This window comes from Salinivibrio sp. AR640, from assembly GCF_001995405.1.
GTDB classification, from domain to species: Bacteria; Pseudomonadota; Gammaproteobacteria; order Enterobacterales; family Vibrionaceae; genus Salinivibrio; species Salinivibrio costicola.
On the sequence record NZ_MUFD01000024.1, the window covers coordinates 26,855 to 51,386 of the forward strand.

Genomic DNA, 24,532 nt, shown 5'->3' on the forward strand with positions numbered 1-24,532 from the left:
GTATAATTAGCGCCACTTTCAGCTGTAAAACAGTCAACAACGTCGACCATTAGGTCGCGACTATTGACAGCATACTGCCCATCAAGATCAACCATCCGCGCAGCGTGCTTTCATTAGTCGCGATGGTGAACAGCTGAAAGCCGACAATTAGTGAGATAAATCAAAGGGTTTATCCCTCAGCAACAAGGAAATAATCTGTGAATCCAATCGTAAAAACATTCCAATACGGCAATCATACTGTGACATTGGAAACGGGCGTCATGGCACGCCAAGCCAATGGTGCCGTCATGGTCAGCATGGACGATACCTCGGTATTCGTCTCTGTTGTAGGTAAAAAAGAAGCCGCCGAAGGCCAAAGCTTTTTCCCTCTAACCGTCAACTACCAAGAGCGTACATACGCTGCAGGTAAAATCCCAGGTGGTTTCTTCAAACGTGAAGGCCGTCCATCTGAGTCAGAAACCCTCACCGCACGCTTGATTGACCGCCCAATCCGTCCGCTTTTCCCTGATTCGTTCAAAAACGAAGTACAAGTCATTGCGACGGTTGTGTCTGTTAACCCAGCCGTTAGCCCTGACATTGTCGCCATGCTGGGTACCTCTGCCGCCCTAGCGATTTCAGGCATCCCATTCAACGGCCCGATTGGCTCGGCACGCGTAGGTTATATCAACGACGAGTTGGTTCTTAACCCAAGCCCAGCGCAACTCGACGAAAGTAAGCTGGACCTGGTTGTTGCAGGGACAGAAGGCGCAGTACTGATGGTTGAATCAGAAGCTGATCGCTTGAGCGAAGAGCAAATGCTGCAAGCCGTGATGTTTGGTCACGAGCAACAGCAAACCGCTATCAATGCCATTAAAGAGTTCGCGGCTGAAGTCGGCACGCCTCAGTGGGATTGGAAAGCACCTGAAGTTAACGCTGCCCTACAAACCCGTGTGGCAGAAATGGCACAAGGTCCATTGGCTCAGGCATACCAGATCACTGAAAAAATGGCCCGTTACGAGCAAGTTGGCCAGGTGAAGCAAGACGTGGTTGCCGCTTTGCTGAGTGAAGACGAAAGCCTCAATGAACGTGAAATCCTCGGCATGCTTGGCGACTTAGAAAAAACCGTGGTTCGTGGTCGTATTATCGCCGGCGAACCGCGCATTGATGGCCGTGAAAAAGACATGGTTCGCGCCCTTGATGTCCGTACCGGCGTATTGCCACGTACACACGGCAGTGCCTTGTTTACCCGTGGTGAAACGCAAGCGCTAGTAACGGCGACCTTGGGTACCCAGCGTGATGCGCAAACTATTGACTCGATCATGGGTGAGCGCCAAGAAGGCTTCATGCTGCATTACAACTTCCCTCCATACTGTGTGGGTGAAACTGGATTTGTTGGCTCACCAAAGCGCCGTGAAATCGGCCATGGCCGTCTCGCTAAACGTGGTATCGCCGCGGTGATGCCAAGCCAGGACGATTTCCCGTACACATTGCGTGTGGTGTCTGAGATCACCGAATCTAACGGTTCGTCATCCATGGCATCTGTCTGTGGTACATCGCTTGCGCTGATGGATGCCGGTGTACCGGTGAAAAAATCCGTTGCAGGTATTGCCATGGGTCTGGTGAAAGAAGGTGACGAGTTTGTTGTTCTTTCGGACATCTTGGGTGACGAAGATCACCTCGGTGATATGGACTTTAAAGTGGCCGGTACCGACGACGGTGTGACTGCGCTACAAATGGACATTAAAATCGAAGGGATCACCAAAGAGATCATGCAAATCGCCCTGAACCAAGCAAAAGGCGCACGTCTGCACATCTTGGATGTCATGGATCAAGCGATTGGTTCAGCCCGTGATGATATCTCTGAGTTTGCCCCTCGTATCCATACCATGAGCATCAATCCTGATAAGATCCGTGATGTGATTGGTAAAGGCGGCGCGGTGATCCGTCAGCTGACAGAAGAGACCGGCACTACGATCGAAATCGACGACAATGGTACGGTAAAAATTGCTGCTACTGATGGCGACGCGGCAAAAGATGCGATCTCTCGTATCGAAGCGCTTACCGCCGAAGTAGAAGTGGGCCGCATCTATACCGGTAAGGTCCAGCGCATTGTTGATTTCGGTGCGTTCGTCTCTGTGATTGGCGGTAAAGATGGCCTGGTTCACATTTCTCAAATCGCCGATGAGCGTGTTGAGAAAGTGACCAACTATCTTGAAGTTGGCCAAGAAGTAGACGTCAAAGTGCTCGAGGTTGATCGCCAAGGACGCATTCGCCTAAGCATGAAAGAAGCCGCATCTGAGAAAGGCTCAGACAAGCCTTCAGAAGACGCCGCACCTGCGGAGCAAGCGCCAAGTACTGACGCTTAGAGTCATCGAGTTATTCATGATATAAAGGGGGCTGAGGCCCCCTTTTTTTTACACGGAGATGCGCCTTCATGACCGTTTTTTATAAACCACTGACCAATGTGGCGCTGTTATTGCTGATGATGGCGTCATTGTTGCTGACAGGATGTAGCAGTCAGTGGACCTTCCCACCGATGGCCGTTCCCTTGCAGCCAACACTGCAACAGGAAGTCCACTTGGCACGCATCGATCAATTACTCGCACGAAAGGATTTAAGCGACGAGGCACGTGCGCAACTGCATTATGAACGTGGATTAATGCACGATAATCTTGGCATGCGAGATTTGGCGCGATTAGATTTCAACCAATCTTTATCTTTAAAGCCTGACCAACCCGATGTATTCAATATTCTCGGTGTCTATTTTACTCAAAATGGCCATTACGATGCGGCTTACGAAGCGTTTGACTCAACGTTAGAGCTTGATGATAGCCATAGTTATGCCGAACGTAACCGCGGTATTGCCCTGTATTATGGCGGGCGCTATCGTCTGGCCTATCAAGACTTACTTAATCACTACCAAGAAGATCGCGACGACCCTTATCGCCTGATTTGGCTTTATTTAGTGGAGCGCGATTGGCAAGGTGAATCCCAAGCTCAACAAGCATTGTTAACCCGCAAAGCAAACGCCGAGACAACCGGCTGGGGCTGGCAACTGGTAGACATGTATCTGGGGGTGATCAGCGAGCGAGAGTTGCTTGAACAATTAGCCGCTCAGGGCAAAGATAACCAACAATTAGCAGAGCGCCTGTGTGAAGCGTATTTTTATCTCGCCAAACGGTACCAATATCAAGGCGATAACGATCGCGCTGTCGCGCTTTATAAGCTCGCCATGTCAGGCAATGTCTATCAATTTGTTGAGCATCGTTACGCGCTACTTGAACTCAACCGCCTGGCTTACCGTCAGCCATAGCCCATGCTTGCGACCCATATGCACCACTAAAAAGAGCTAGGTTTTCCTGCTCTTTTTATTTTTCACTGACACATAATCATCACGGGTGGGTGGGCGCTAATAGCTGTGGCGGTTGATTTTGCGGCTTATTTTTATGTAGCAATTGTTCAAACTCTCGCTTCGGCATCGGAGAATGAAAGTAATAGCCTTGAATGGTATCGCAATGTAAGTTGGTTAACACCGATGCTTGCTGGCGAGTTTCGACACCCTCAGCCACCACCGTCATCTCCATCGCTCGCCCAAGGTGGATAATACTTTCCACCAGCGTCACCTGCTTACTGAGCGCATCCATCTCATGGATAAAAGCGCGATCGATTTTGAGCTCATCAAGCGGAAAGCGCGCGAGATAGGACAACGATGAGTACCCTGTCCCGAAATCATCAATCGATAACGCAAACCCTAATGATTTAATCGCATTCAGCATGGTCAGCGCGTGCTCATCATTTCTCATTACCGCGCTTTCGGTAAGTTCAAAGGTAATATCTTCAGGATTGGCGCCAGTTGCTTTTAATAGCTTTTCCATATGTTCAATTAACTTAGGGCTACTAAATTGCTCAGGCGATAAATTGATCGCGACCCGGCCCGGTAATAATCCTTGTTGCCGCCAACGATGAACATTTTGAAACACTTCCCGCATCACATGGCGCCCAAGCGCCTCTATCAAGCCGCAGCGCTCAGCCACAGGGATAAAACGCCCTGGACTGATGTAACCTTCTACAGGGTGCTTCCAGCGCACCAAAGCCTCTGCGCCATTGATACGAAAATCACCCGCATTCACTTTGGGCTGATACCAGACTTCTAGGCTTTTGCTTTGCAATGCTTTTTGCAGCTCAATTTCCAGCCACAGACGCATCCGCGCTTCTTTGCTCATACTGTCGTTATACTCAACCACACGGTTTCGGCCTTGCTCTTTCGCCTCATACATTGCCGTGTCGGCATTTTGCAGTAATTGTCTGGCATCTTTGCCGTCTTCAGGGTAGCGCACCATCCCCAGGGAACAGGCCAAATATTTGCTAAAGTAGTGCAGTTCAAAAGGCTGGCTAATCGCGCCAACAACCTTGTCAGCTAACTGCTCGACCATGTCTTCAGTGGCAGGTTTGGGTAGGATCACCGCAAATTCATCGCCCCCCAAATGACCAATAATGGTGTCGGCGGAAAGCAGTGCGCGTAAACGTTGTGCGATATCTTGCAACACCCGATCACCTACGTGGTGGCCTAGCGAGTCATTGATATTTTTAAAATTATCCACGTCAAGATATAACATGGCTAAAGGCGTCTGCGCACGGATCAGTTTATCCAGTTCACTGCTAAAGCCATAGCGATTATACAATCCTGTCAAGGCATCAATATTGGCCCATTGCGGCTCGCCCACTTTGCTTATTTCATCGTGCTGTGCGGGTTGCAGCCGCTTCACCTCTGTATAAGGCGCGTGTAAGCGCAACATAGTGGCTTGTTTACCTAATACCTGAATCGGCGACTGAGAAAGGCGCACAGACGCACCTTTTTTACTACTCAATGCGTCAATGCACTCGCGATCATTGGCACTCGCTAAGCGCTCTATCACCGAATGGTTTTGATCGGCAAGCGCTAAATAATTCGCCACCGGTTCACCGAGCAAGTCGTCTGCGGATGCCACCCCTAGCAAGGTCGCTGCAGCAGGGTTCGCGGAGAGAATACAACCGTCCTCCACCAGGCAACAGCCATCGTCGATCAACGAACTTAAACGATGATATTTTTCATCCGCTTCTTCCAGCGCACTGGCTAAGATTTGACGCTCCGAGGTGTCAACTGCATGGAAAATAACACAAGGCTGTCCTTGCTCATCCTTATAGTTTTTAAGCGGTGCCACACTGAAATGAAAGCTTGAGCTATGATACTCATCCGCAATCACCACTTCTCCTTCCGCGCCATCCCCGCGTCTTGCTTTCTCATAATGCGGTTTTACCGCTTGATAAAACGCCTCGCCTAGCGTGTCTTTGTCACAAAGCCCCTTCAACGAGACAGAGGAAAGACCCGCCAACTCACAATAGCGCGGGTTAGCGTACACGTAGCGATCGGTACTATCTAGAATGGCAAAAAGGAACGGACTGTTATCGGTTAAGCAGTAAAACCAATCATTTAACGACGATATTGGCATGGGGGCTCACATTGGGTAATCACGCTCGATTATATCATCATCGAGACAAGCGTCTCATATATTAGACACTTTTAACTTCATTGTCAGTAGCACTTTATGAGGCACACGTCATAGGTTCAAGCTTTTCTCACTATATACCGCACATTTATCGGTAAAAAGAGAAAAGGCACTCAAAATCAGTAAAAAAGCGAGAGTATGTTGCCAAATCGCACAATTTGGCGGATATTTATGCATTTAGCTGCGTAATAATCTGTGCGAGACTCACTGTCACTATTGCACCGGATCGGGAATCGGTTATCCTGACCACAACATTTACTCACCGCTGTATGTCTTATGCTTATTCGCTCAGAAGCGCCCGCCGACTTGGTTAAACTGGATCGTTGGTGGCGCGACGATATCACGCGTCCTTATCAAGCCGACCAACTCAAGCAATGGCGTGAAGCCGGGCTTATTTCTCTGTCGTTGCTCGCGACCAGCGATATGGGAGAGGTACAGGGCCATATTGTGGTGATTGATGCGCAAATGGATAACAACAGCCAAGAAATCGCGTTATGGCACAGTCCAGATCCCGACCTTTTAATGCCACTCTTGGACGAAGCGGAATCCACCCTCTTTGAGTTTGGCTATACCCGGCTTAAAATAATGCCCAGTGCTGAGGCGGCGCGCGCTGAGTTTGCCCCGATACAGACCAACGATACCTGGTGGTATAAGCAATTAGCCGCCGCGACCGCTTAATACGGATGCCAAAACGATGTTAACCGACATTCAACGTTTACAAGCGATGGGCCTAGACGTCTGGCAGTTACGTCATCCAGCCATTTATGACCAAACGCACGAAGTTATTCAGTTACCAGACGCCTGCCAATTATTGCTGGTCTGTGATACGCCGCTCAGTGAAAAAGATGCGTGGTTGTTCGGCAATATACTCAAGAGCATGAAATTGCGCCCCGAGCAGGCGCGTCAATTACCGCATGCAGCGTTGTCGGCACTGGGTGAACATCGCTTAACCTGGTGTTGGTATATTGACACACCGGATGTGATTATTGATGGCGTACGACGTTTAGATTCGATTCCCTTAGCGCAGATGCACGATAACCCAACCGCCAAACGCGATCTGTGGCGGCAGATTTGCCAATATGACTGATTATTATCTTTGTCCGCTGGCGCACGATGACATCACAGCCATCAGCGCAATCGAGCGGCGCGCCCACAGTTCACCCTGGTCAGACACCCAACTGGCGGCGCCAACTGGCCGTTTTGACCACGCGTATGGGCTTCATTTAATGCAGCCACACGCATTACTGATTGGGTATTTTTACGCGCGCTGTGTCGCCGGGGAGGGGGAATTATTGAACATTGCGATTGAGCCCACCTATCAAGGGCAAGGATGGGGAAGTATTTTACTTGAGGCGATGATCAAACGCCTAAATGAAGCCGGTGCGGAGAGTATCTGGCTGGAGGTACGCGAAAGCAACATCGCGGCGCAAGTCTTGTATCAAAAATATGGCTTTAAGCCCGTCAGCCGCCGAAAACACTATTATGCGTGTGCCGACGGTCGACGAGAAGATGCGTGGGTGATGCAAAAAGTAGCCGATTGAAACTAAGGCTGCTCACCACTATCTAACCTGATCGGTGGCAGAATATAGCCTTGATAGCCCTGACAACCTAACTGATGAAAATACTGGTGCTGCTCTGATTGTTCAATCCCAGTGGCAATGACAGTGATCTCTCGTCCCAGCGCAATATTGACTAGCATGCGAATGAATACATCATCCACATCGCTCGACTGCTGACCAAACCCGATATCCAATTTGACATAATCAGGCTCGATATTTTTGATGTAGTCGACGTTATCCATATTACGGCCAAAGTGATCAACCCCAACGGCAAAGCCTTGACCACGGATTAAACGAAACAATGCCTTGCAAGCTTCAGGATCAGCATGCACCGCTTTTTCTGACACTTCAAACGCCAGTTTATCGGCGAGATAGGTTTTGAGTAAAAAGTGACTTAACCAATCATAGAATGTTTGGCTTTGGACACTTTCGATGGTGATATTGATCGCGAGCTTGTCACTGTGAGGATTTTTATTAAGGTAGTCACTCACCCTATTTAGCACGTGAATATCAAACTCTTCGCCTAATGCATACATCTCAATACGGTTGAGCAACTGACCCGCAGATAGCCAGCTATCGTCCACCCAAAGGTGTGCGTACACCTCTTGATGCCAATTATATTGATTATCACGATGACGAACCGGTTGGGCATAAAGCGCTAATGGATTTTTGTGCAACGCTTCAAGCAAAACATGCCGCCATTGCTCTCGGGTCCGGCTATCAACTTGTTCATCCGTTGGCCAAAAGTAAACCTCGTTTTGGCGCTTCGCGTGTTGTAATGCATTATCCGCTTTCGCCATCAGGCTCACCGTCTCGTCGGTACGCGTTTGCGCAATACCTAAGTGAAAGCCTTGATTGACCGGTAGCGAGATATTCTCTAGCTCTTGATTGATCACCCGTAATAACTGGCGTAAGTAACGCCGTAATGCTTTCTCTTCATCGGTAACCAGTAGGATCGCGATTTCATTATGACTCAACCTTGCCACGACTTGATGCGTGCTGGCTAAGCTCTCCTGCGTTAACGCTTCTCCTAGTAATCGCCAACATTGATCCCGGTATTGATATCCATAGCGAGCGCGTAAACGTGATAACCAATCCGCCTCTAACAGAATTAAGCTGCAACCGACTTCATCGTTGATAAAGCTTTGCAGCTGGTGCTGAAAATAGCCACGGTTCGGTAAGCGTGATACCGGATCAACCATGAGTTTATCGCGCAAGCGTGCCAATTCGTCTTGTTGTGATTGCTGCATCCGTGCGACTTGTTGCCCGGCAAGATTAAAGGCGTTTTGCAGTGCCGATAAATCACTCACACTGGTTGACACTTGTGTCGGATGAAAATCACCATGTCCTAACGACGTCAGTCGCTGACTGAGCTCCCCCAGAGGGACGGTAACACGACGGAACATAAAAGACGCGGCGACAATAACGGCCACACCCGCAGCCAATAACCAGCCGACTAATCGCACCAGTCGTTGCCATAACTCAGCAATGTCTTGATGAGGATCGAACGTCATGGTCAGCTTCGCTAACTGTGTCCAGCCGTTGCTCACCGAGACGGAGGTTGTGTTCACCGTTAAGCCCGTCGCTGTCGCGAACCAGTTCGGCACATGCATTGCCGGGCGGTCAGATTCCCATACTTGGCGTTCCCCAGATAGCATGGGCTCGATCGTGATCTGACTCACTTGGGGCATACTGATAAACTGGGAAGCTAACTGCGTGAGTCGTTGTCCATCACTTTGTTCAAGTACCGCGGGCAGCGCTTCAGCCAGCGTCTTACTGAGTAAGTTTGATTGTTGCTGCTGCTGTTGTTTGCGTTGCTCCGCGCTCAACTGAAATACCACTGCTGTGGTCACCAATACAGTGACCACAGTAGCGGCGACGACAAACGAAAGCACACGTTGATGCAGTGTCATTGCGCGCCTCGCCAGCCGATACGTGAAATGACTATCGAAGTGACCATTGGCGTAGCCGCTAATCTGATTCCGATGAATAAATAGTCCATCGTTTCTCCGTTATGCCGTGTTCGCCAGAAACAGTCGCGACCACTCGGCGATTTGTTTCATTGGCTCTGTCTGTCTCAGCATCGATTAATGGGCGTGTCTCACCGAAGCCTTGCGCGCTAACGCGACTGCGGTCAAGGTAAAACTGATTAACGAGCACGTCCGCAATCGCCTCTGCGCGTCGCTGTGACAACGCTAAATTGTAGCTCGCCGCACCCACTTTACTGGCATGACCTTCAATGAGTACCGACGCCTTAGGATAACGGCGCATAAATTCGGCAAGATCACGGATATCACCATACTGACTCTCACGAACCTGGGCCGAATCCGTAGCAAATTGGACATTCAGCTCGAACGATGCGGTTTCTATTCGCTCTTGCGGGCATCCTTCATTATTGACCCGAGCTTGTTCAAGCGTCGCGTTACACTGATCGCGCGCGGCAATTACACCATCTTTGTCTTGATCGGTGAGGTCACGGCTTTGTATGATCTTCGTTTCCATGGGATCAACCGACTGTGGCGCACAGCCACTGATCATGAGCCCGGTAAAAAGAAGTAAACTCAACTGCTTCATTATTCACTCCCCTCACTGTACAGCGATGCCGTGTCCCAGCTTGCAGGCGTATCGATTCTTAGTGAGGCCAGTAATTGCCCAGTAGCGTTTAATATTCGATATTGTGCATACCGCTCATCGGCTTCTTTACTTAGGTATTCACGGCGTGTTTCAAACAACTCATTTTGCGAGTCCAATACATCCAAAAGCGTCCGCGCATTGAGGCGAAACTCTTCGCGATAGGCATCTCGGGTATCGGTAGCGGCTTCGACATGTTGGCGCATAAAGTCACGCTGCTGTTCAAGATAGGTTCGCGCGTTCCAGGCTAAAGTGGCCCCTTCAACCACTTGGCGATGGGTCATCTCATTAACTTCTCGCGCCTCGATGGTTTGATAAGCCGTTTGTCGCTCTCGGGCACGATCGGCACCACCATTAAATAAGTTGTAGCGCATGCGTACCATGGCTTGGATATTATTATTCTCGCCACCGACATCTGGCGGACCCGCACCGTCTTCGCCACCAATGTTTTCGTTCCAATTAGCATCGACTTCTACGTTGATGGTCGGTAAATACGCGGCACGAGAGCCATCACGGGCTGCATTCGCCGCCGCAATATCTGCTTGTGCAGATTGCAAACGCGGATGGTTATCTAACGCCATATCCAAGGTAGTATCCAGCGACTGCGGCAGCATCGCGGCATCGGGGCTGGGTAAGTGTAAATCCTCAGGTGCGATACCGACGACCTTCATAAAAGCACTACGCGCATCGGCGAGGTTATTACGCGCCGACATTAAGTTTGCGTTCGCACGCGCTAAGCGTCCTGTCACCTGAGACAAGTCGCTGGCTTTGGCAAATCCACCTTGATTGCTTTCTTCAATCGCATCGTAGATTTCCTGATGGTTATCTAGGTTTTTTTCTGCCAGGATCACAATCTCTTCAGCTACGAGCACATCCAGATAAATACGTGACACTTCCAACGCTTTATCTTCTGCGGTGGCAATCAAGCCCCACTGCTCGGCCGTGGCTTCGTTTTGTGTCCGCGCCACTTCATGTTGGGTACGAAAGCCATCAAAAAGCATTTGGCGTAATGATAACCCAAGCTCACGACGAGTTAGGTCTACTTCATCATCCGTGCTGGTATCACGGCGAGTGCCTGGTGAGTCCGTCCATTCCTGCCCCACACCAGCGGTCGCATCCAGTGTGGGATAATAACCGGCTTTGGCTTGGTCTATAGATTGCTCACGCGCTTTATAGCGCGCAAAGGCTTCACGTATTTGTGGATGAGACTCGAGTGAGCGAGCCACCGCTTGCTCCAATGTTTGCGATATTGCAACGGGTGAAATCAAGCTCATGGCTAGCGCGATAGCCGTTATGCGCGTTTTATGACACAGATGCGAAAGGGTCGGCATCTTGTTTCTCCTTGTTGTGATTATTTAGCGCTCGCGTAGTGCGTTTTCTTTTGCCCGTAAAATAGGATTGAGAAGATAATCCAACACCGTGCGCTTGCCGGTAATAATATCAACCGAGGTCAGCATGCCAGGAATAATCGGCATCGGCGTGCCATCATCCCGCGTTAAGTGCGATGCCTCAGTCCTGATTCGCACGAGGTAAAAGCTATTCCCTTCTTCATCCTGCGTGGTATCGGCACTAATGTGCTCCACTTTACCGTCTAGCCCGCCATAGCGGGTAAAGTCATACGCGGTGACTTTTACAACGGCCGGTAACCCAGGATGTAAAAATGCAATGTCTTTGGGCAAAATTTTCACTTGTACGAGCAGCTGATCTTCAGTGGGTACAATTTCTATCACATCTTCCCCGGGGCCCACGACACCACCCAATGTGTTGATGTGCACCGTTTTCACCGTGCCATCGACAGGCGAAGTAATGACGGCTTTGTCCACTTTATCTTGTGCCCCGACGGTCGCCTCTGTGAGTCGAGACAGCCGTGCCTCGCTTTCACTCAGCTTGGCCCGTGTCTCACCAATAAACTGCAAAGCAGCCTCACGGCGTTTTAAGATAGATTCATCTAACGCTGCTTTAATTTTAGGCCGCGACAGTCTTAAGTTGGTCAGCTCACCCTGCATATCATTGATCTGTCTTTCCAGTTTGAGAAGCTCCACTTCTGAGACAATCTTCTTTTTTACCAAAGGACGTGTGATATTGATCTCACGATCCATAATCGATAACGAGTTAGTTAGCGTTTTTATCTTGGACGCCACTTCTTCCAACGCTTGGCGTTTCTGAACGATTTGTTGTCCCTGAATATCCAGTTGATTACGTAGACTGTCCAGTCGGCTCCGATATTCTGACTTTTGCCGTGCAATTAACTGGGGTTTACGGCTGGTGAGTGAATCAGGAAAACTGATGGGACGCGGCACAACCTCAATCTGTTGCTGCCATGGCTGGCTAGGTGGCTGAAGAATGACACTATCAAGTTCACTGTACATGCGCGTGACCGAAGCCCGCAAACTGTCAATTTCTTGCTCTTGCTGAGCCAGATCGGAACGAAAGCGGGTGGCATCAATACGCGCGAGAGGCATCCCTTTTTCAACCAATTGCCCTTCATCAACATACATCGCCTGCAAAATGCCACCATCTAGGCTTTGGATCAGCTGGACATGAGAAGGAGGAATGACTTTACCACTGCCCCGAGTGACCCGATCCAGCTCCGCCACCGCGGCCCATACAATAAAGCTTGCAATCAGCAGTAAGGCAACCCAAACCACCGCACGGTACTTGAGCGGGGTATCTGTCATCATCGCGCCATAAACATCGTCAATCATGTCAAGATCAGCGGGTTGGCTGGCCTTTTTAACGACCTTGCTCATGACGCATTTCCTTTGTTGAGCTTACTGAGGACTTTGTCGCGCGGACCATCCATTACAATGCGTCCTTTGTCCATCACAATCACCCGCTGCGCGAGGTTGAGCAGTGACATGTTATGGGTCACCATCACCAGTGTTCGTGATTTGGCTGCGACTTCCATCGCTTTAATAAATTGGTTTTCAGCGTGTGCGTCTAAACTGGCCGTCGGTTCATCCATCACCAGCACAGGCGGCTCATTAAGCAACGCCCGTGCTAAAGACACCGCCTGCCTCTGACCGCGAGAAAGGCGTTCGCCACGCTCTCCCACCTGTTTATCTAGGCCTTCATGGTCTTGCGCGGTAAACAAACTCACGCCTGACAGCTGCACGGCACGCATCAGCTGGTGCTCAGTGACTTGGCGCGTACCAAACATAATGTTTTCGCGAATAGTGCCATGAAACAGCGTCACATCTTGTGCCAAATAGCCCACGTTGCGACGCAAATCTGAAGGATGGATTTGACGGCTATCGACGCCATCAAACCGTAAACTGCCTTGGTTGGGCTGAAAAAGACCGGCTAACAGTTTGAGTAACGTGGTTTTACCCGAGCCATTTTTACCTAAGATAGCGATCACTTCACCCGGCTGAACGCGAAAATTCAATGGATAAAGCGCCGGTTTTTCCGTCTCTGGATAATTAAAGGCCAAGTTATCGGCACTGAGTTCACCTTTAAGGCGTTTACGACTGACAAGGTGCCCTTTATCAGCAAACTCATCCTCTTGCTCCATCATCGCATTCAGTTGGCGCAGCGAGGTGCTGGTTTGATTCCAACGGTTGAGCAAACTCGCCATTTGCGCCATGGGTGACACCGCTCGGCTGGAAAGCATCACTGCCGCGATGATCCCCCCCATGGAGATATCGCCGTCCGCCACCCGATACACCCCCAAGATCACCACGGCGATCGCCATCATCTGGGTGATGAAAGTGGCAATGTAAGAAACGTTGTTGGTGATTTGTTTGACTTTAAAGTTCCAATTCGCCGTGTGCGCGGTCATTTGCTGCCAACTGCGCTGCACGATGCCTTCGGCGCCATTGGCTTTGATGCCTTCTAACGCCGATAAACTTTCAATGAGATGGCCATGGCGTTCAGACGCGTATTTATTACTCTCTTCAATCGCTGCGCGCAATTTAGGCTGGACCGAGATGGTGTAGCCCAAGATCAGTAACCCAGCCACGACCGGCACCATGGCCAGATCGCCCGCGACTAGATAAATAATCGTGATAAAGAAAACCGCAAACGGCAAATCAACCAAGGTGGTGATAGTCGCCGAGGTGAGCATGTCTCGCACAGAGTCGAACTCACCCAACTGTTTGGCCGTGGCCCCCACACTGCCGCCACGATTGGCCAGCGGCGTACCCATCAGCCGTGCAAACAGTCGAGACGAAACAATAATATCGACTTTCTTCCCGGCCATATCAATCATGTAGGAGCGCAACTTGCGCATGATAAAGTCAAAGCAGTAGGCCAAGGTGGCGCCGCTAGCTAACACCCACAAGGATTCAAACGCCAAATTAGGAACGATCTTGTCATAGACGTTCATTACGAACAGCGGCGACACTAAAGCAAAGAGGTTCACCAACACCGAGGCGAGCAACGCATCGCGATAAATAGGCGCAGCGTCTTTGACCGTTTGCCAAAACCAGTGGATTTTATTGTCGTGCAGGTGTAAATCGACCGACTGATCACCGCGGTACTGGCGCTTAATAAAAAAGCAATACCCGACATACATCGCCTCAAGGGCTTCAAGCTGCATGGTTTGCTCGCCGCCATTTTCGGGCAACTGAATCAGGGCAGTGCCTGCCTCATTATCAATTTCACGCAGCACACAGGCTTTTTGATCTGCTAACAGTAACACGCAAGGGAGCAATAACGGCCCTAAGTTATCCAGGTTGCGACGTGACAAGCGTGCGGCCAAACCGGCGCGCCCTGCCGCTTGTGGAAACATATCGGGCGTGAGTAGCGCATTGGTCATCGGCAAGCCCGCAACTAACGCATCCCCCGAGCAGGGGGTGCCATAGTGTTCGGTCAGCAATACCAAACAATCTAGCAAGGGATCGTCGGTGGGCTGTTCGCCCGCTGCGATTCGCCACTGCACCGATTGATTATTATTTGAAGGGTCAGTCACTTACATCTCTCTTTTGACCGAAAACAAAAGGCAGCGACATGATAGCCGCTGCCTGAGGGTGATTACCAGTCCGCCGTATCCACTTTGATCTCTAGGTCTTGGCTATCTCCTACTGAAAGTTCAGCATTATCATCATTTTCAGTCAATCTTAGCTCCCCTTCTTGGCCACCAATCAAGGTGTTGATCACCACTTCTTGCTGACCACCGTTGGTAACGACGCTCAAGCTTTCAATGTTAATCTGCTGATCCATTTGGCTATCGTGATCGGCATCAAGGCCAATCGTTAAGGTGGCCTCGGTATCACCACTTTCAGAGGTTTGCAATGATATAGATACCTGCGCATCTTTAATGAGATCAGTCAAGTCCTCGACAAACGCGAGGGTATCTTGCGTGTCACCTTGGTTATCAAAATCGACAATGACATCGGTGTCAGTCCCATCGCCATCGGCAGACGATGGCATATCATCCAACGACCACTGGAATTTATCGCTACCGGTGCCTCCGATGAGAATGTCATTGCCTTGGCTGGCTTCTAAAACATCGTCACCTATGGTCCCTGTAACGGTAGTCACCTGATCGCCCCACTCTGCATTCACTTTTACGTCGTCAAAACTGAACTTATTAAACCAACCTACACCACCCAATACATCCTCAAATCTAAGATCACCGTTGTCATCAGTTTTCATATATGAGTCGCCATCTGGGTTTAAATCGGCTTGGTCAAATAAAGCTGGCGCCCCCTTGCCGGATAACGGCTGCCCATTAACGACAGCTTGCCAGTTTCCGTACTGATTTTGCTCAAACGTTACATTGGCTTGGTCTGATATTGCATTTTCACTACCACCATCTGGAATAATAAAGAATCCAATTTCGCCTTGGGCGTAACCATCTAGATCAAATGTAGCATCTTTATTAGCGTTCGATGCATTCGCCCAAACCACTTTACCAATAGTGGGATTGCCTTCGTCATCTTTGACATAATAGCCAAAGCTATTGTTATACCCCGCAATCCCATCATCGTTAGTGAGCGTAAGCGGTTGCGACACATTACTCGTCACTTCATTCGGTAAAATGACGTTTAATGGCGAAGCGGTGTCTTTGATTTCGTCATCAACAAGATTGCCTTGATCATCGACCTCAGCGGCACCAACAGTCACGGATAAATCAGGGGCACCTCCCTCAGGCAATTCAAGCGTGACCGAGAAACCAGGACTTGTCTGAAGTGCATCAATCGGCACTTGCCAATCACCTGAATCAAGCTGCTCGCCATCCGGTACGCTGCCCCCTTCAGGCATGCCCGATATAATTACTGATGTGATTCGCTCAGAGCCGTCGTTATCGTTCAACGTCACATCAACATCCAGCTGCACAATGTCCGCAACTTTGGTCAGCTCGCCGTTTTCATAGCTGTATTTACCATCAGCGAAGTAAATCGTTTCAATTTGATAAAGATCGTGGCTTGCACCGTTATGTAAATCGTTACTTAGGAAGAGATTATGTGATGTTTGCTGAACTACCGTATAATCAGCAAAGTTACCTTGGAGGTATACAGTATCGTGGCCATTATTCCCGGTATAGGTTGTTGCTGCGCCAGCGTTACGTGACACCATCACATCATCACCATTATTGGCAACAAAATGGTACGAACCGTCTGATGTGCCGCCAATGATCAGATCATTGCCACCTTGCGTTTCAACCTTATGGGACTGATCGTCCACAATCTCATCATACTCACCGGATGGCGATCCTTCATGCTCCTCTGCATATTTTATTAGTGCGTCGGCTGGGTGACTATCAGCTGAGGGCTCGGACAGCGAGGCCGAGACCGTTAGTCCGTCAGAGGCAAGGTAGACGGCGCTATCACTGCCTGGTTCTGATGTATTGTCGTGCTGGTCTTCCAGCACCGCTGTCACGGTGAGGGTTTCACCTTCCGCTGGCGCATCGAACGAGGTCGCGACGCTGCCGTTGCTGATGTCGGTGTCGGCCAACACGATGTCGTTGGTGGTGGTGCCATCGCTGACGCTGATGGTGTCACCGGCCACGGCACCCGCTGGCAAGTCGACGTTGACGTCGACCTGGCCATCGAGCTCGTCACTGCTGATCACGCCATCATTGTTGGCGTCTTCGGTGATGGTGACCGTCGGCGTGAAGAGCTCATCTATGGTCTTTTCATCGCCATCTATATTGATCAATTCAAAATCACGCAGCTCAACACGATCGCCAGTATCACTGTTTTCCACAATGACGTAACCATTACTATCTTTGCTGAACGATAGGCTGTCGGCACTCGCATTAAATATAGCCTTGTCATTTGCTGCACCGCCGTCGATGACGAGTTGATCGTTCGCATCATCAGTAATGATATTAACCGTATCGTTACCGGCACCAGTTAAGACATAATCATCCCCAGTTTCGGTATTAACATTCGCCCCGTTACCGTGCCAGTAATGTACAATGTTCGAATCTTCACTGGCATTACCCGCCTCATCAGTCTGAATCGCTTTGAAGAATTCATTATCATTGACGGGCGTATTGTCGAGATCTGTAATATCTAAAGTCCAGAATCCATCACCATCCACCTCGACCTCGGTCGCGACACGAACATAACCATTCGGATTGGTATCATTACCATTAGTCGTACTGCCTTCTTTGCTATACAACGTTATGATTGCTCCGGGTTCACCCGTGCCGTGCAAAGTGACATCGCTGTAATCACTACCCGCTGAGTCATCGGTGATATTGGTGATGACTGGGGGGTTGGGGGGAGTCGCATCCAGTGCGGCGTTGTCGGTCGCTTCAACGGTTTCGCCGTTGTTATCGGTGGCTTGCGCATCGATGGTCAGAGCGCCGTCGGTCAGGCTGCTGACGTCCACGTCGGCAACGCTGTAGTCGCCGTTTCCATCCACGGTGGCCGTGGTGGTCACGGTGTTTCCGTTCTGGTCGGTGATCGTGAGGCTCACCTCACCNCGCATCCAGTGCGGCGTTGTCGGTCGCTTCAACGGTTTCGCCGTTGTTATCGGTGGCTTGCGCATCGATGGTCAGAGCGCCGTCGGTCAGGCTGCTGACGTCCACGTCGGCAACGCTGTAGTCGCCGTTTCCATCCACGGTGGCCGTGGTGGTCACGGTGTTTCCGTTCTGGTCGGTGATCGTGAGGCTCACCTCACCGCCTTCCGGTACGTCTGTGCTGGTACCGCTGATGTCGAGGCTGTTGGTCTCGTCAACCGTCGCCGTCACCGTGAGGTTGCCATCAACCGCATCCAGTGCGGCGTTGTCGGTCGCTTCAACGGTTTCGCCGTTGTTATCGGTGGCTTGCGCATCGATGGTCAGAGCGCCGTCGGTCAGGCTGCTGACGTCCACGTCGGCAACGCTGTAGTCGCCGTTTCCATCCACGGTGGCCGTGGTGGTCACGGTGTTTCCGTTCTGGTCGGTGATCGTGAGGCTCACCTCACCGCGCTGTAGTCGCCGTTTCCATCCACGGTGGCCGTGGTGGTCACGGTGTTTCCGTTCTGGTCGGTGATCGTGAGGCTCACCTCACCGCCTTCCGGTACGTCTGTGCTGGTACCGCTGATGTCGAGGCTGTTGGTCTCGTCAACCGTCGCCGTCACCGTGAGGTTGCCATCAACCGCATCCATTACCGCTTGATCACTCCCCGGCGCGGAGGTGTTGCCGGAGGTGTCGGTAATGGTGGCTTCTACGGTTAATGTTTCTCCGTCTGCAGGAGTGTCTGGCAGTGTGATGGTGACGGTGCCGTCTATGATATTTTGCTCGGTAATCGTCGAGGTTTGACCATTTATCGTTAATACATCGCCCGGATTAGCACCGGTATCGGACAGATCGATCAATACCTGGATCCCATCACCAAGCTCTTGCCCACTAATAATGCCATCGTTGTTAGCATCATTAACAATGGTCACGCCAGGGATTCCGGGAGCGGTGGTGTCAATCGCAAGCCCCGCTCCTCCTTCTGCATCGCTACCAATCGCCCCGTCGTTGGTTGCAAGCGAATCAGTATCAAATCCTGAGCTTGCAATGGTCTCGCTTCCATCACGCTCAACATTGACATAACTCCATGAGCCACTGCCAGCTGCAGCGTCACCACCAGCGGCGGTCGCTTGGTCATCTTCAATGGTGATCTCGCCTTCACCATCAAGGATTTGTTGCTGAATCTCGGCTATTTCATCTTGAACATCTTGCGGCAATCCATCGAGCACGGTGCCGGACTGCTCTCCCTGAGCCTCAACGGCGAGTAATGTTCCGTCGCTGAGTACAATAACAGCCTCACTGTTATCTGGCAGAACCAGCTCGGTTCCAGACGGAAAGGACGTGCCTTCGGTCACTGTCATTGGCGTGCCATTGACAAGCAGTACACCATTTCCTTGGATACTTTCGACGTTTACATTGCGAGAGAGCGAGGTTGATTTCATAGCCGGGACTCTTTATCCATAAAAAATGTGAGGTGCATTCAAAGTCTATTACTTGCATTATCTAAGCAATTAGACTTCTTCGAAAGTAATTTTACGCCGAAATGTGCACTTTGTACGGCTCAACATTGAGACAATACGTAAGTATAGGTGGGTGTTTGAAACGGCGCGAAACTATGCTCTCAAACCATGCCCTTAAAGTATGCGCTTAAATGTCACTATTAACGGGATTGAGTGTTTTATCTCTTAGTCACATCGATGCATTACGGTTGAACTGGCTTTTTCGATGAAGTCTTGGATGTAATCATCTCTTTGTCCCTCGCGTACACCCAAATGGATCGATTTATGAATGCCTGTTTTGCCCATGCGAAGAATATGTAGGTTTAAACGCTGTTGATATTCCAAAGCCAGCCATTTGGGGAGTGCCGCGATCCCGCGCTCAGCGGCAACCATTTGCAGCATGATATCGGTTGTTTCTATGGTTTTGTGTTTGCGCGGTGCACAGTGCGCCGGCGCCAAAAACTGGGTAAAGACATCTAAACGCGATTGATCAACAGGGTAGGTAATCAGCACTTCCTGTGTTACTTGCTCAGGATCAACATGGTCAAACGCCGCGAGTGCACTTCGTCCGCTCACCACCAGCACCTGTTCGTAATCAAACACGGATACGTATTCTATGCCTGGTTTAAGTAAGGGATCGGGCGTGACGAGCACATCAATCTCATGGCCAAACAATGCGCCCAAACCACCGAATTGGAACTTTTGTTTGACGTCAACATCCACATCCGGCCATTGATGTAAGAAAGGCTCAACCACCTTAAGCAACCACTGATAACAAGGGTGACACTCCATGCCGATGCGCAATGTACCGCGCTGGCCTTGAGCAAATTGTTTAAGCTGCTGTTCAGCGTGCTCGAACTGAGGAAGCATACGCTCAGACAGCGTAAGCAAGTACTCACCCGCTCGCGTGAAATGAAGCTGCCGTCCGGATTTTTGCCACAAGCTAATCCCGAGCTGGCTTTCTAGCTTTTTCATCGCATGGCTAATCGCGGACTGGGTGAGATAAAGCGTCTCTGCGGCTGCGGTAAGCGACCCTTGCTCTTTGATCGCTCGCAAAATATGAAGGTGGTGACGTTCTAACATGTCTATTCCATGACTAAAATTCATTGATTGATGAAATAATGCCATTTTAGTTCATAACGAGAAAGCCCTATGCTGAATTCAATCAAAAAGGAGGACGTATAGATGGCTAAAACTCATAATCTCGGCTTTCCACGTATCGGCGCCCAGCGCGAACTTAAATTTGCACTCGAGCGTTACTGGCGTGGCGAATCATCCCAACAAGACTTAACCGATCTTGCGAAAGATCTGCGCCGCAGTCACTGGCAACAACAAAGTGAACTCGACATCGCTCCCGTTGGCGACTTTTCATTTTATGACCATGTGCTCGACACCAGCTTTTTAGTCGGCAATGTCCCTGACCGTGTGGCTGCCCATCAAGATAACACCCTGGATAACTACTTCCGCGTCGCTCGTGGCCGCTCGGCAAACGATAGTGCTTGCCAGTGCGTGCATGCCGGTGAAATGACCAAATGGTTCGATACCAATTATCACTACATCGTGCCAGAATTTACCGCGCAAACAACGTTTAGTCTTCATGCTGAAAATCTATTGACGCAAATAGAAGAAGCCAAAATAACCGGTATAAACACCAAGCCAGTTTTAGTCGGCCCCGTGACTTACCTTTGGCTGGGCAAAGAAAAAGATGCATCGAACAAACTGGATCTGCTCGATAAGCTCTTGCCCGTGTATCAAACACTGCTGAGCAAACTGGCAGAAAAAGGCATTGAGTGGGTCCAAATCGACGAACCGATCTTGGTCACGGAGCTCGCGCCTGAATGGCAGACGGCGCTAAAAACCGCGTATCGTGCATTAAGCCAAACCAAGGTCAAGTTATTGCTGGCGAGCTACTTCGGCGAGCAAGCTGAAAATCGTCCATTGGCGCAATCGTTGCCCGTTGACGGCTGGCACTTGGATGCTATTCGTGGTCGAGGGGATGTGGATGCATACCGTGACACGCTTGGCGCTCAACACGTCCTATCTCTGGGTGTGATTAATGGTCGTAATGTTTGGAAAACTAACCTTGATGCCACGTTAGAATGGCTCGAACCGATTCATCAATCTCTAGGGGATCGCCTCTGGCTCGCGCCGTCTTGCTCTTTGCTTCATGTGCCGGTCGATTTGGAAAGCGAGAAAAACCTCGATCCTGAGGTAAAAAACTGGCTTGCCTTTGCTCACCAAAAGCTAGAGGAGTTGGATGTACTCGCGCGCGCCCTTAATCACGGCCGTCAAACCGTTCAGCCCGCGCTGGACAATAACCGTGAGGCAATAGAAAGCCGTCAGCAATCACCACGCGTACACAACCCTAAGGTGCAAGCCGCATTGGCAGCGATTACACCACAATTAGGGACACGGCAGCGTCCGTTTGCAGAGCGCATTCGCTTGCAACACGAGCAGCTCAATCTGCCACGCTTCCCGACCACCACCATAGGCTCATTTCCACAAACCAGTGCCATTCGCCAAACGCGCTTGCAATACAAGAAGGGCGACATTGATGCCGCCACTTATCAAGACATTATGCGCAAAGAGATCGCCCATGCGGTGGAAAAGCAAGAAGCGTTAGGGCTCGATGTGTTAGTACATGGCGAGGCTGAGCGTAATGATATGGTGGAGTACTTTGGCGAACAGCTAGATGGGTATGTGTTCAGTCAGTTTGGCTGGGTGCAATCGTATGGCTCTCGCTGCGTCAAGCCGCCGATTTTGTTTGGTGATATTGAACGCCCTAAAGCGATGACGGTGGAATGGACCCAGTACGCGCAATCTCTGACTGATAAGCCGCTGAAAGGCATGCTCACTGGACCGGTCACCATTCTTAATTGGTCATTTGTGCGTGATGATCAGCCTCGAGCACAGACCTGTAACCAACTGGCGCTGGCGATCCGCCAAGAAGTGCAGGATCTTGAGAAAGCTGGCACTCAAATCATTCAAATAGATGAAGCGGCGCTGCGTGAAGGTTTACCTTTGCGTCGCAGTGAGTGGCAAAATTACCTCGATTGGGCAATCAACGCGTTTAAAATTGCCGCCAACGGTGTGAGTGACGAGACGCAAATCCATACCCATATGTGTTATTCCGAGTTTAACGATATCATCGCATCCATCGCGGATATGGACGCCGACGTGATCACCATAGAGACCTCTCGCTCGGATATGGAACTGTTGGACGCATTTGATCACTTTGACTATCCCAATGACATTGGCCCTGGCGTGTATGACATTCACTCCCCCAATACGCCAAGCCAAGCGCAAATTGTTGGGTTAATGGAAAAAGCCGCCGCCCGTATTCCTGCAGAAAGATTGTGGGTGAACCCAGATTGCGGCCTAAAAACGCGCCAATGGGATGAGGTGATCCCGGCATTAGAAAGCATGGTTGCAGCGGCGAAAGCGCTTCGTCAGTGACACTGCGTCAGTAGCGCGAAGACCAAAACATCGTCAAACAAAAAACGCGCCACGGATGCTCCGATGGCGCGTTTTTTATTCACACGTTATTGGCTAATACGAATATCAGCGCGGCGATTAATAGCACGCCCTTGCTCGGTGTGATTGGTCGCAGCAGGCCGTGACTCACCTTGGCCGCTTAGCGTCACTGTGTTGCCACCATCCGACGAAATAAAGGGGGCAACCGCGTCCGCTCGCCGTTGTGACAATTGCTGATTATAGTGTGCGCTTCCGACACTATCGGTATGGCCAGTGACCGAGATCTGTGATGGGTGTTTTGCTAACGTCTGCGCTAAGCGTTGCAAAATCGCTTGGCCTTGGGAAGAGACACGCGACGTATCAAAGTTAAAATGCACACGCGCTACCGGCGAATTGGGCGCTTGCTGCCAGTAAGCATGACTTTTAATAAAACTGGCACACTGTGGCGACACATCAAGCGCGTCAATTTGTGCAACCAGCCACTGGTGATTGGCGGTGGTTTTGGGGGAAACCGAGAGTAGTTTATTATCCTGATAAGTGCGCGCGATGACGCCGTCACCGGTCGTCACCTGGTAATGTGCCGACCCTTCTTGCATGACGCAGTAAGTATCAAATAAGGCGTCATTCGCCCACACGATATTGGGAAGGCTCAGTACGAGTGCAATATTGATCCATTTAATCATTGGATGCTCCTTGTCATGGGGCGAGGTGGCCGATTTCTTCAGTAATAAGCTCGAGGATTTTATTTTTTATTGCCACGAAATTATCTGCCTTAAAGACATTATCTTTCTTAACACACTTAGTTAACCCAACATCGTTAGGCACTTCATAACCAAAAGCGATCATTGCTATTCTAGCTTTAACATTCTCTGTTTGACCATTAGCTTTTTTAGACTCTCTTGATTCGAGTTTTTTTATTATATTATCGCACAGACCCAATTTGACGAGAGAAGTCATTCTATTCTCCCGCCAGTCCGGATAATCTTTTCCATCAGACAATATTATAATCAATTGCCGCGGATTCGGGTTAGAAATAGAATAAGCCATATATGCAGCATCAATTAAACCTTGATAAGATGCAGTTGTCCCTCTTCTTGGCTCGAAGCTACTAATCACCCCATCTATTCTTGATGAGAAACTACTAGTAATTGATATCCTATAAAAAGGAGGGTTATTATTTACTGAATAACATTTTTTATCATTAAAAATTGATTTTAACGTATTGCTCGAGCTTGAACGCCAATGGCTTAAGGCACAATATTTATCATTTTTAGGGTTGTACATAAAGGTATTGTAATCATAGGCTGTGAATCCAGCCCTATTCAACATGGCATCATCTCGGCCAGCTAATATGCTATTGAACTTCAATAACTCATCATTTATATCTTGAATGGTTTTAACCAAAGCTTTATATTTTGTTTTACCATCCCAAGTTTCATTCATGGAACCTGAGAAATCGGCTACAAATATCACATCAACAGTCTTAGCATGGTATTTCCTACTCACCGCACCGCTTGCCACATCATAGTTCTCACCAAAACCAACAATGGTCTCATTGCCCGGAAACCATGTGGGTTGGTGAATTTTGGCTGAGACTTGATACTCAAAAAAACGCTGCTCTGAGTCTTGGCAAGACGCGTTGTTTTCGCAATTTATTTTGCGAATGGTAATATCACTATCGTCGACTTCTGCGTAGGGAAAATAGTCCTGAATATAAGCCTTGGCCAGAGTCTTATCATCCGACCCTGCTCCTGCAACAGCTAGGCTTGCCACTTCAACCGCCTCTGCCAGACGTGCCTTGTCCTGCACCGCACGCGCCCCATCTGTCCCTAGGGTAAAAATGCCAAACAGTATTGGAATAAATAAGGCGAATAAAATGGCTGCATGCCCTTGCTGCTGACGGTAGTAGCCGGGAGCTGAGTGAGCAAAACCTGGTTGTGAGCGCATAAA

The 24,532-nt window shown here is 49.9% G+C and carries 17 protein-coding genes; 6 read left to right on the plus strand and 11 right to left on the minus strand.

Features of this window, described 5'->3' with window-relative positions; all coding sequences use genetic code 11:
- Nucleotides 1-197 precede the first annotated feature (197 nt).
- Complete coding sequence (gene pnp, locus BZG75_RS11960) at nt 198-2,345, plus strand: polyribonucleotide nucleotidyltransferase (RefSeq protein ID WP_077577119.1); 2,148 nt, start codon at nt 198-200, stop codon at nt 2,343-2,345.
- A gap of 68 nt (nt 2,346-2,413) precedes the next feature.
- Complete coding sequence (gene nlpI, locus BZG75_RS11965; RefSeq protein ID WP_077577121.1) at nt 2,414-3,292, plus strand: lipoprotein NlpI; 879 nt, start codon at nt 2,414-2,416, stop codon at nt 3,290-3,292.
- Nucleotides 3,293-3,371: 79 nt separating this feature from the next.
- Here the strand turns inward: nlpI and BZG75_RS11970 are convergent, their stop codons facing one another.
- Nucleotides 3,372-5,468, minus strand: coding sequence for a sensor domain-containing protein (locus BZG75_RS11970; RefSeq protein WP_021023635.1), 2,097 nt, complete (start codon nt 5,466-5,468; stop codon nt 3,372-3,374).
- Nucleotides 5,469-5,801: 333 nt separating this feature from the next.
- On the opposite strand from BZG75_RS11970, the gene BZG75_RS11975 reads away from it, so the two are divergent.
- The 3 genes from BZG75_RS11975 to rimI are packed head-to-tail and all read left to right on the plus strand — an operon-like array spanning nt 5,802 to nt 7,066.
- Nucleotides 5,802-6,203, plus strand: a complete 402-nt coding sequence (locus BZG75_RS11975) for a hypothetical protein (RefSeq protein ID WP_021023634.1) — start codon at nt 5,802-5,804, stop codon at nt 6,201-6,203.
- 16 nt (nt 6,204-6,219) lie between these two features.
- The gene (locus BZG75_RS11980) at nt 6,220-6,612 is read left to right on the plus strand and encodes a DNA polymerase III subunit psi (RefSeq protein WP_021023633.1); all 393 of its coding nucleotides are present in this window, start codon (nt 6,220-6,222) and stop codon (nt 6,610-6,612) included.
- Nucleotides 6,605-7,066 (plus strand): ribosomal protein S18-alanine N-acetyltransferase, encoded by a 462-nt coding sequence (gene rimI, locus BZG75_RS11985; RefSeq protein WP_077577123.1) that lies wholly within the window; start codon nt 6,605-6,607, stop codon nt 7,064-7,066. Before BZG75_RS11980 ends, rimI begins: the two co-directional genes overlap by 8 nt.
- Before the next feature lie 2 nt (nt 7,067-7,068).
- On the opposite strand, the gene BZG75_RS11990 is transcribed toward rimI, so the two are convergent.
- The 8 genes from BZG75_RS11990 to BZG75_RS12030 all read right to left on the minus strand — a co-directional run bounded on the left by BZG75_RS11990 (nt 7,069) and on the right by BZG75_RS12030 (nt 20,191).
- Complete coding sequence (locus BZG75_RS11990) at nt 7,069-8,997, minus strand: bifunctional diguanylate cyclase/phosphodiesterase (RefSeq protein WP_077577125.1); 1,929 nt, start codon at nt 8,995-8,997, stop codon at nt 7,069-7,071.
- Between the two features lie 58 nt (nt 8,998-9,055).
- Nucleotides 9,056-9,658, minus strand: a complete 603-nt coding sequence (locus BZG75_RS11995; protein WP_077577126.1) for an OmpA family protein — start codon at nt 9,656-9,658, stop codon at nt 9,056-9,058.
- A complete protein-coding gene (locus BZG75_RS12000) occupies nt 9,658-11,046 on the minus strand; it encodes a TolC family outer membrane protein (RefSeq protein WP_077577128.1) in 1,389 nt (462 codons plus the stop codon). The genes BZG75_RS11995 and BZG75_RS12000 overlap by 1 nt, the downstream gene beginning before the upstream one ends.
- Nucleotides 11,047-11,070: 24 nt before the next feature.
- Nucleotides 11,071-12,465 (minus strand): HlyD family type I secretion periplasmic adaptor subunit, encoded by a 1,395-nt coding sequence (locus BZG75_RS12005; RefSeq protein WP_077577130.1) that lies wholly within the window; start codon nt 12,463-12,465, stop codon nt 11,071-11,073.
- Complete coding sequence (locus BZG75_RS12010) at nt 12,462-14,627, minus strand: type I secretion system permease/ATPase (protein WP_077577132.1); 2,166 nt, start codon at nt 14,625-14,627, stop codon at nt 12,462-12,464. Before BZG75_RS12010 ends, BZG75_RS12005 begins: the two co-directional genes overlap by 4 nt.
- Before the next feature lie 62 nt (nt 14,628-14,689).
- Complete coding sequence (locus tag BZG75_RS12015) at nt 14,690-17,587, minus strand: hypothetical protein (RefSeq protein WP_158009987.1); 2,898 nt, start codon at nt 17,585-17,587, stop codon at nt 14,690-14,692.
- 480 nt (nt 17,588-18,067) lie between these two features.
- The gene (locus BZG75_RS12025; protein ID WP_077577138.1) at nt 18,068-19,051 is read right to left on the minus strand and encodes a hypothetical protein; all 984 of its coding nucleotides are present in this window, start codon (nt 19,049-19,051) and stop codon (nt 18,068-18,070) included.
- 243 nt (nt 19,052-19,294) lie between these two features.
- Nucleotides 19,295-20,191, minus strand: coding sequence for a LysR family transcriptional regulator (locus BZG75_RS12030; RefSeq protein ID WP_199878895.1), 897 nt, complete (start codon nt 20,189-20,191; stop codon nt 19,295-19,297).
- 102 nt (nt 20,192-20,293) lie between these two features.
- On the opposite strand from BZG75_RS12030, the gene metE reads away from it, so the two are divergent.
- On the plus strand, nt 20,294-22,564 hold the full coding sequence (gene metE / locus BZG75_RS12035) for a 5-methyltetrahydropteroyltriglutamate--homocysteine S-methyltransferase (protein ID WP_077577140.1): 2,271 nt from the start codon (nt 20,294-20,296) through the stop codon (nt 22,562-22,564).
- An 86-nt stretch (nt 22,565-22,650) separates the two neighbouring features.
- Here the strand turns inward: metE and BZG75_RS12040 are convergent, their stop codons facing one another.
- Complete coding sequence (locus BZG75_RS12040; protein ID WP_077577141.1) at nt 22,651-23,265, minus strand: OmpA family protein; 615 nt, start codon at nt 23,263-23,265, stop codon at nt 22,651-22,653.
- Nucleotides 23,266-23,278: 13 nt separating this feature from the next.
- Nucleotides 23,279-24,529: a TadE/TadG family type IV pilus assembly protein gene (locus BZG75_RS12045; RefSeq protein ID WP_077577142.1), complete on the minus strand. Its 1,251-nt coding sequence runs from the start codon at nt 24,527-24,529 to the stop codon at nt 23,279-23,281.
- Between the last annotated feature and the right edge of the window lie 3 nt (nt 24,530-24,532).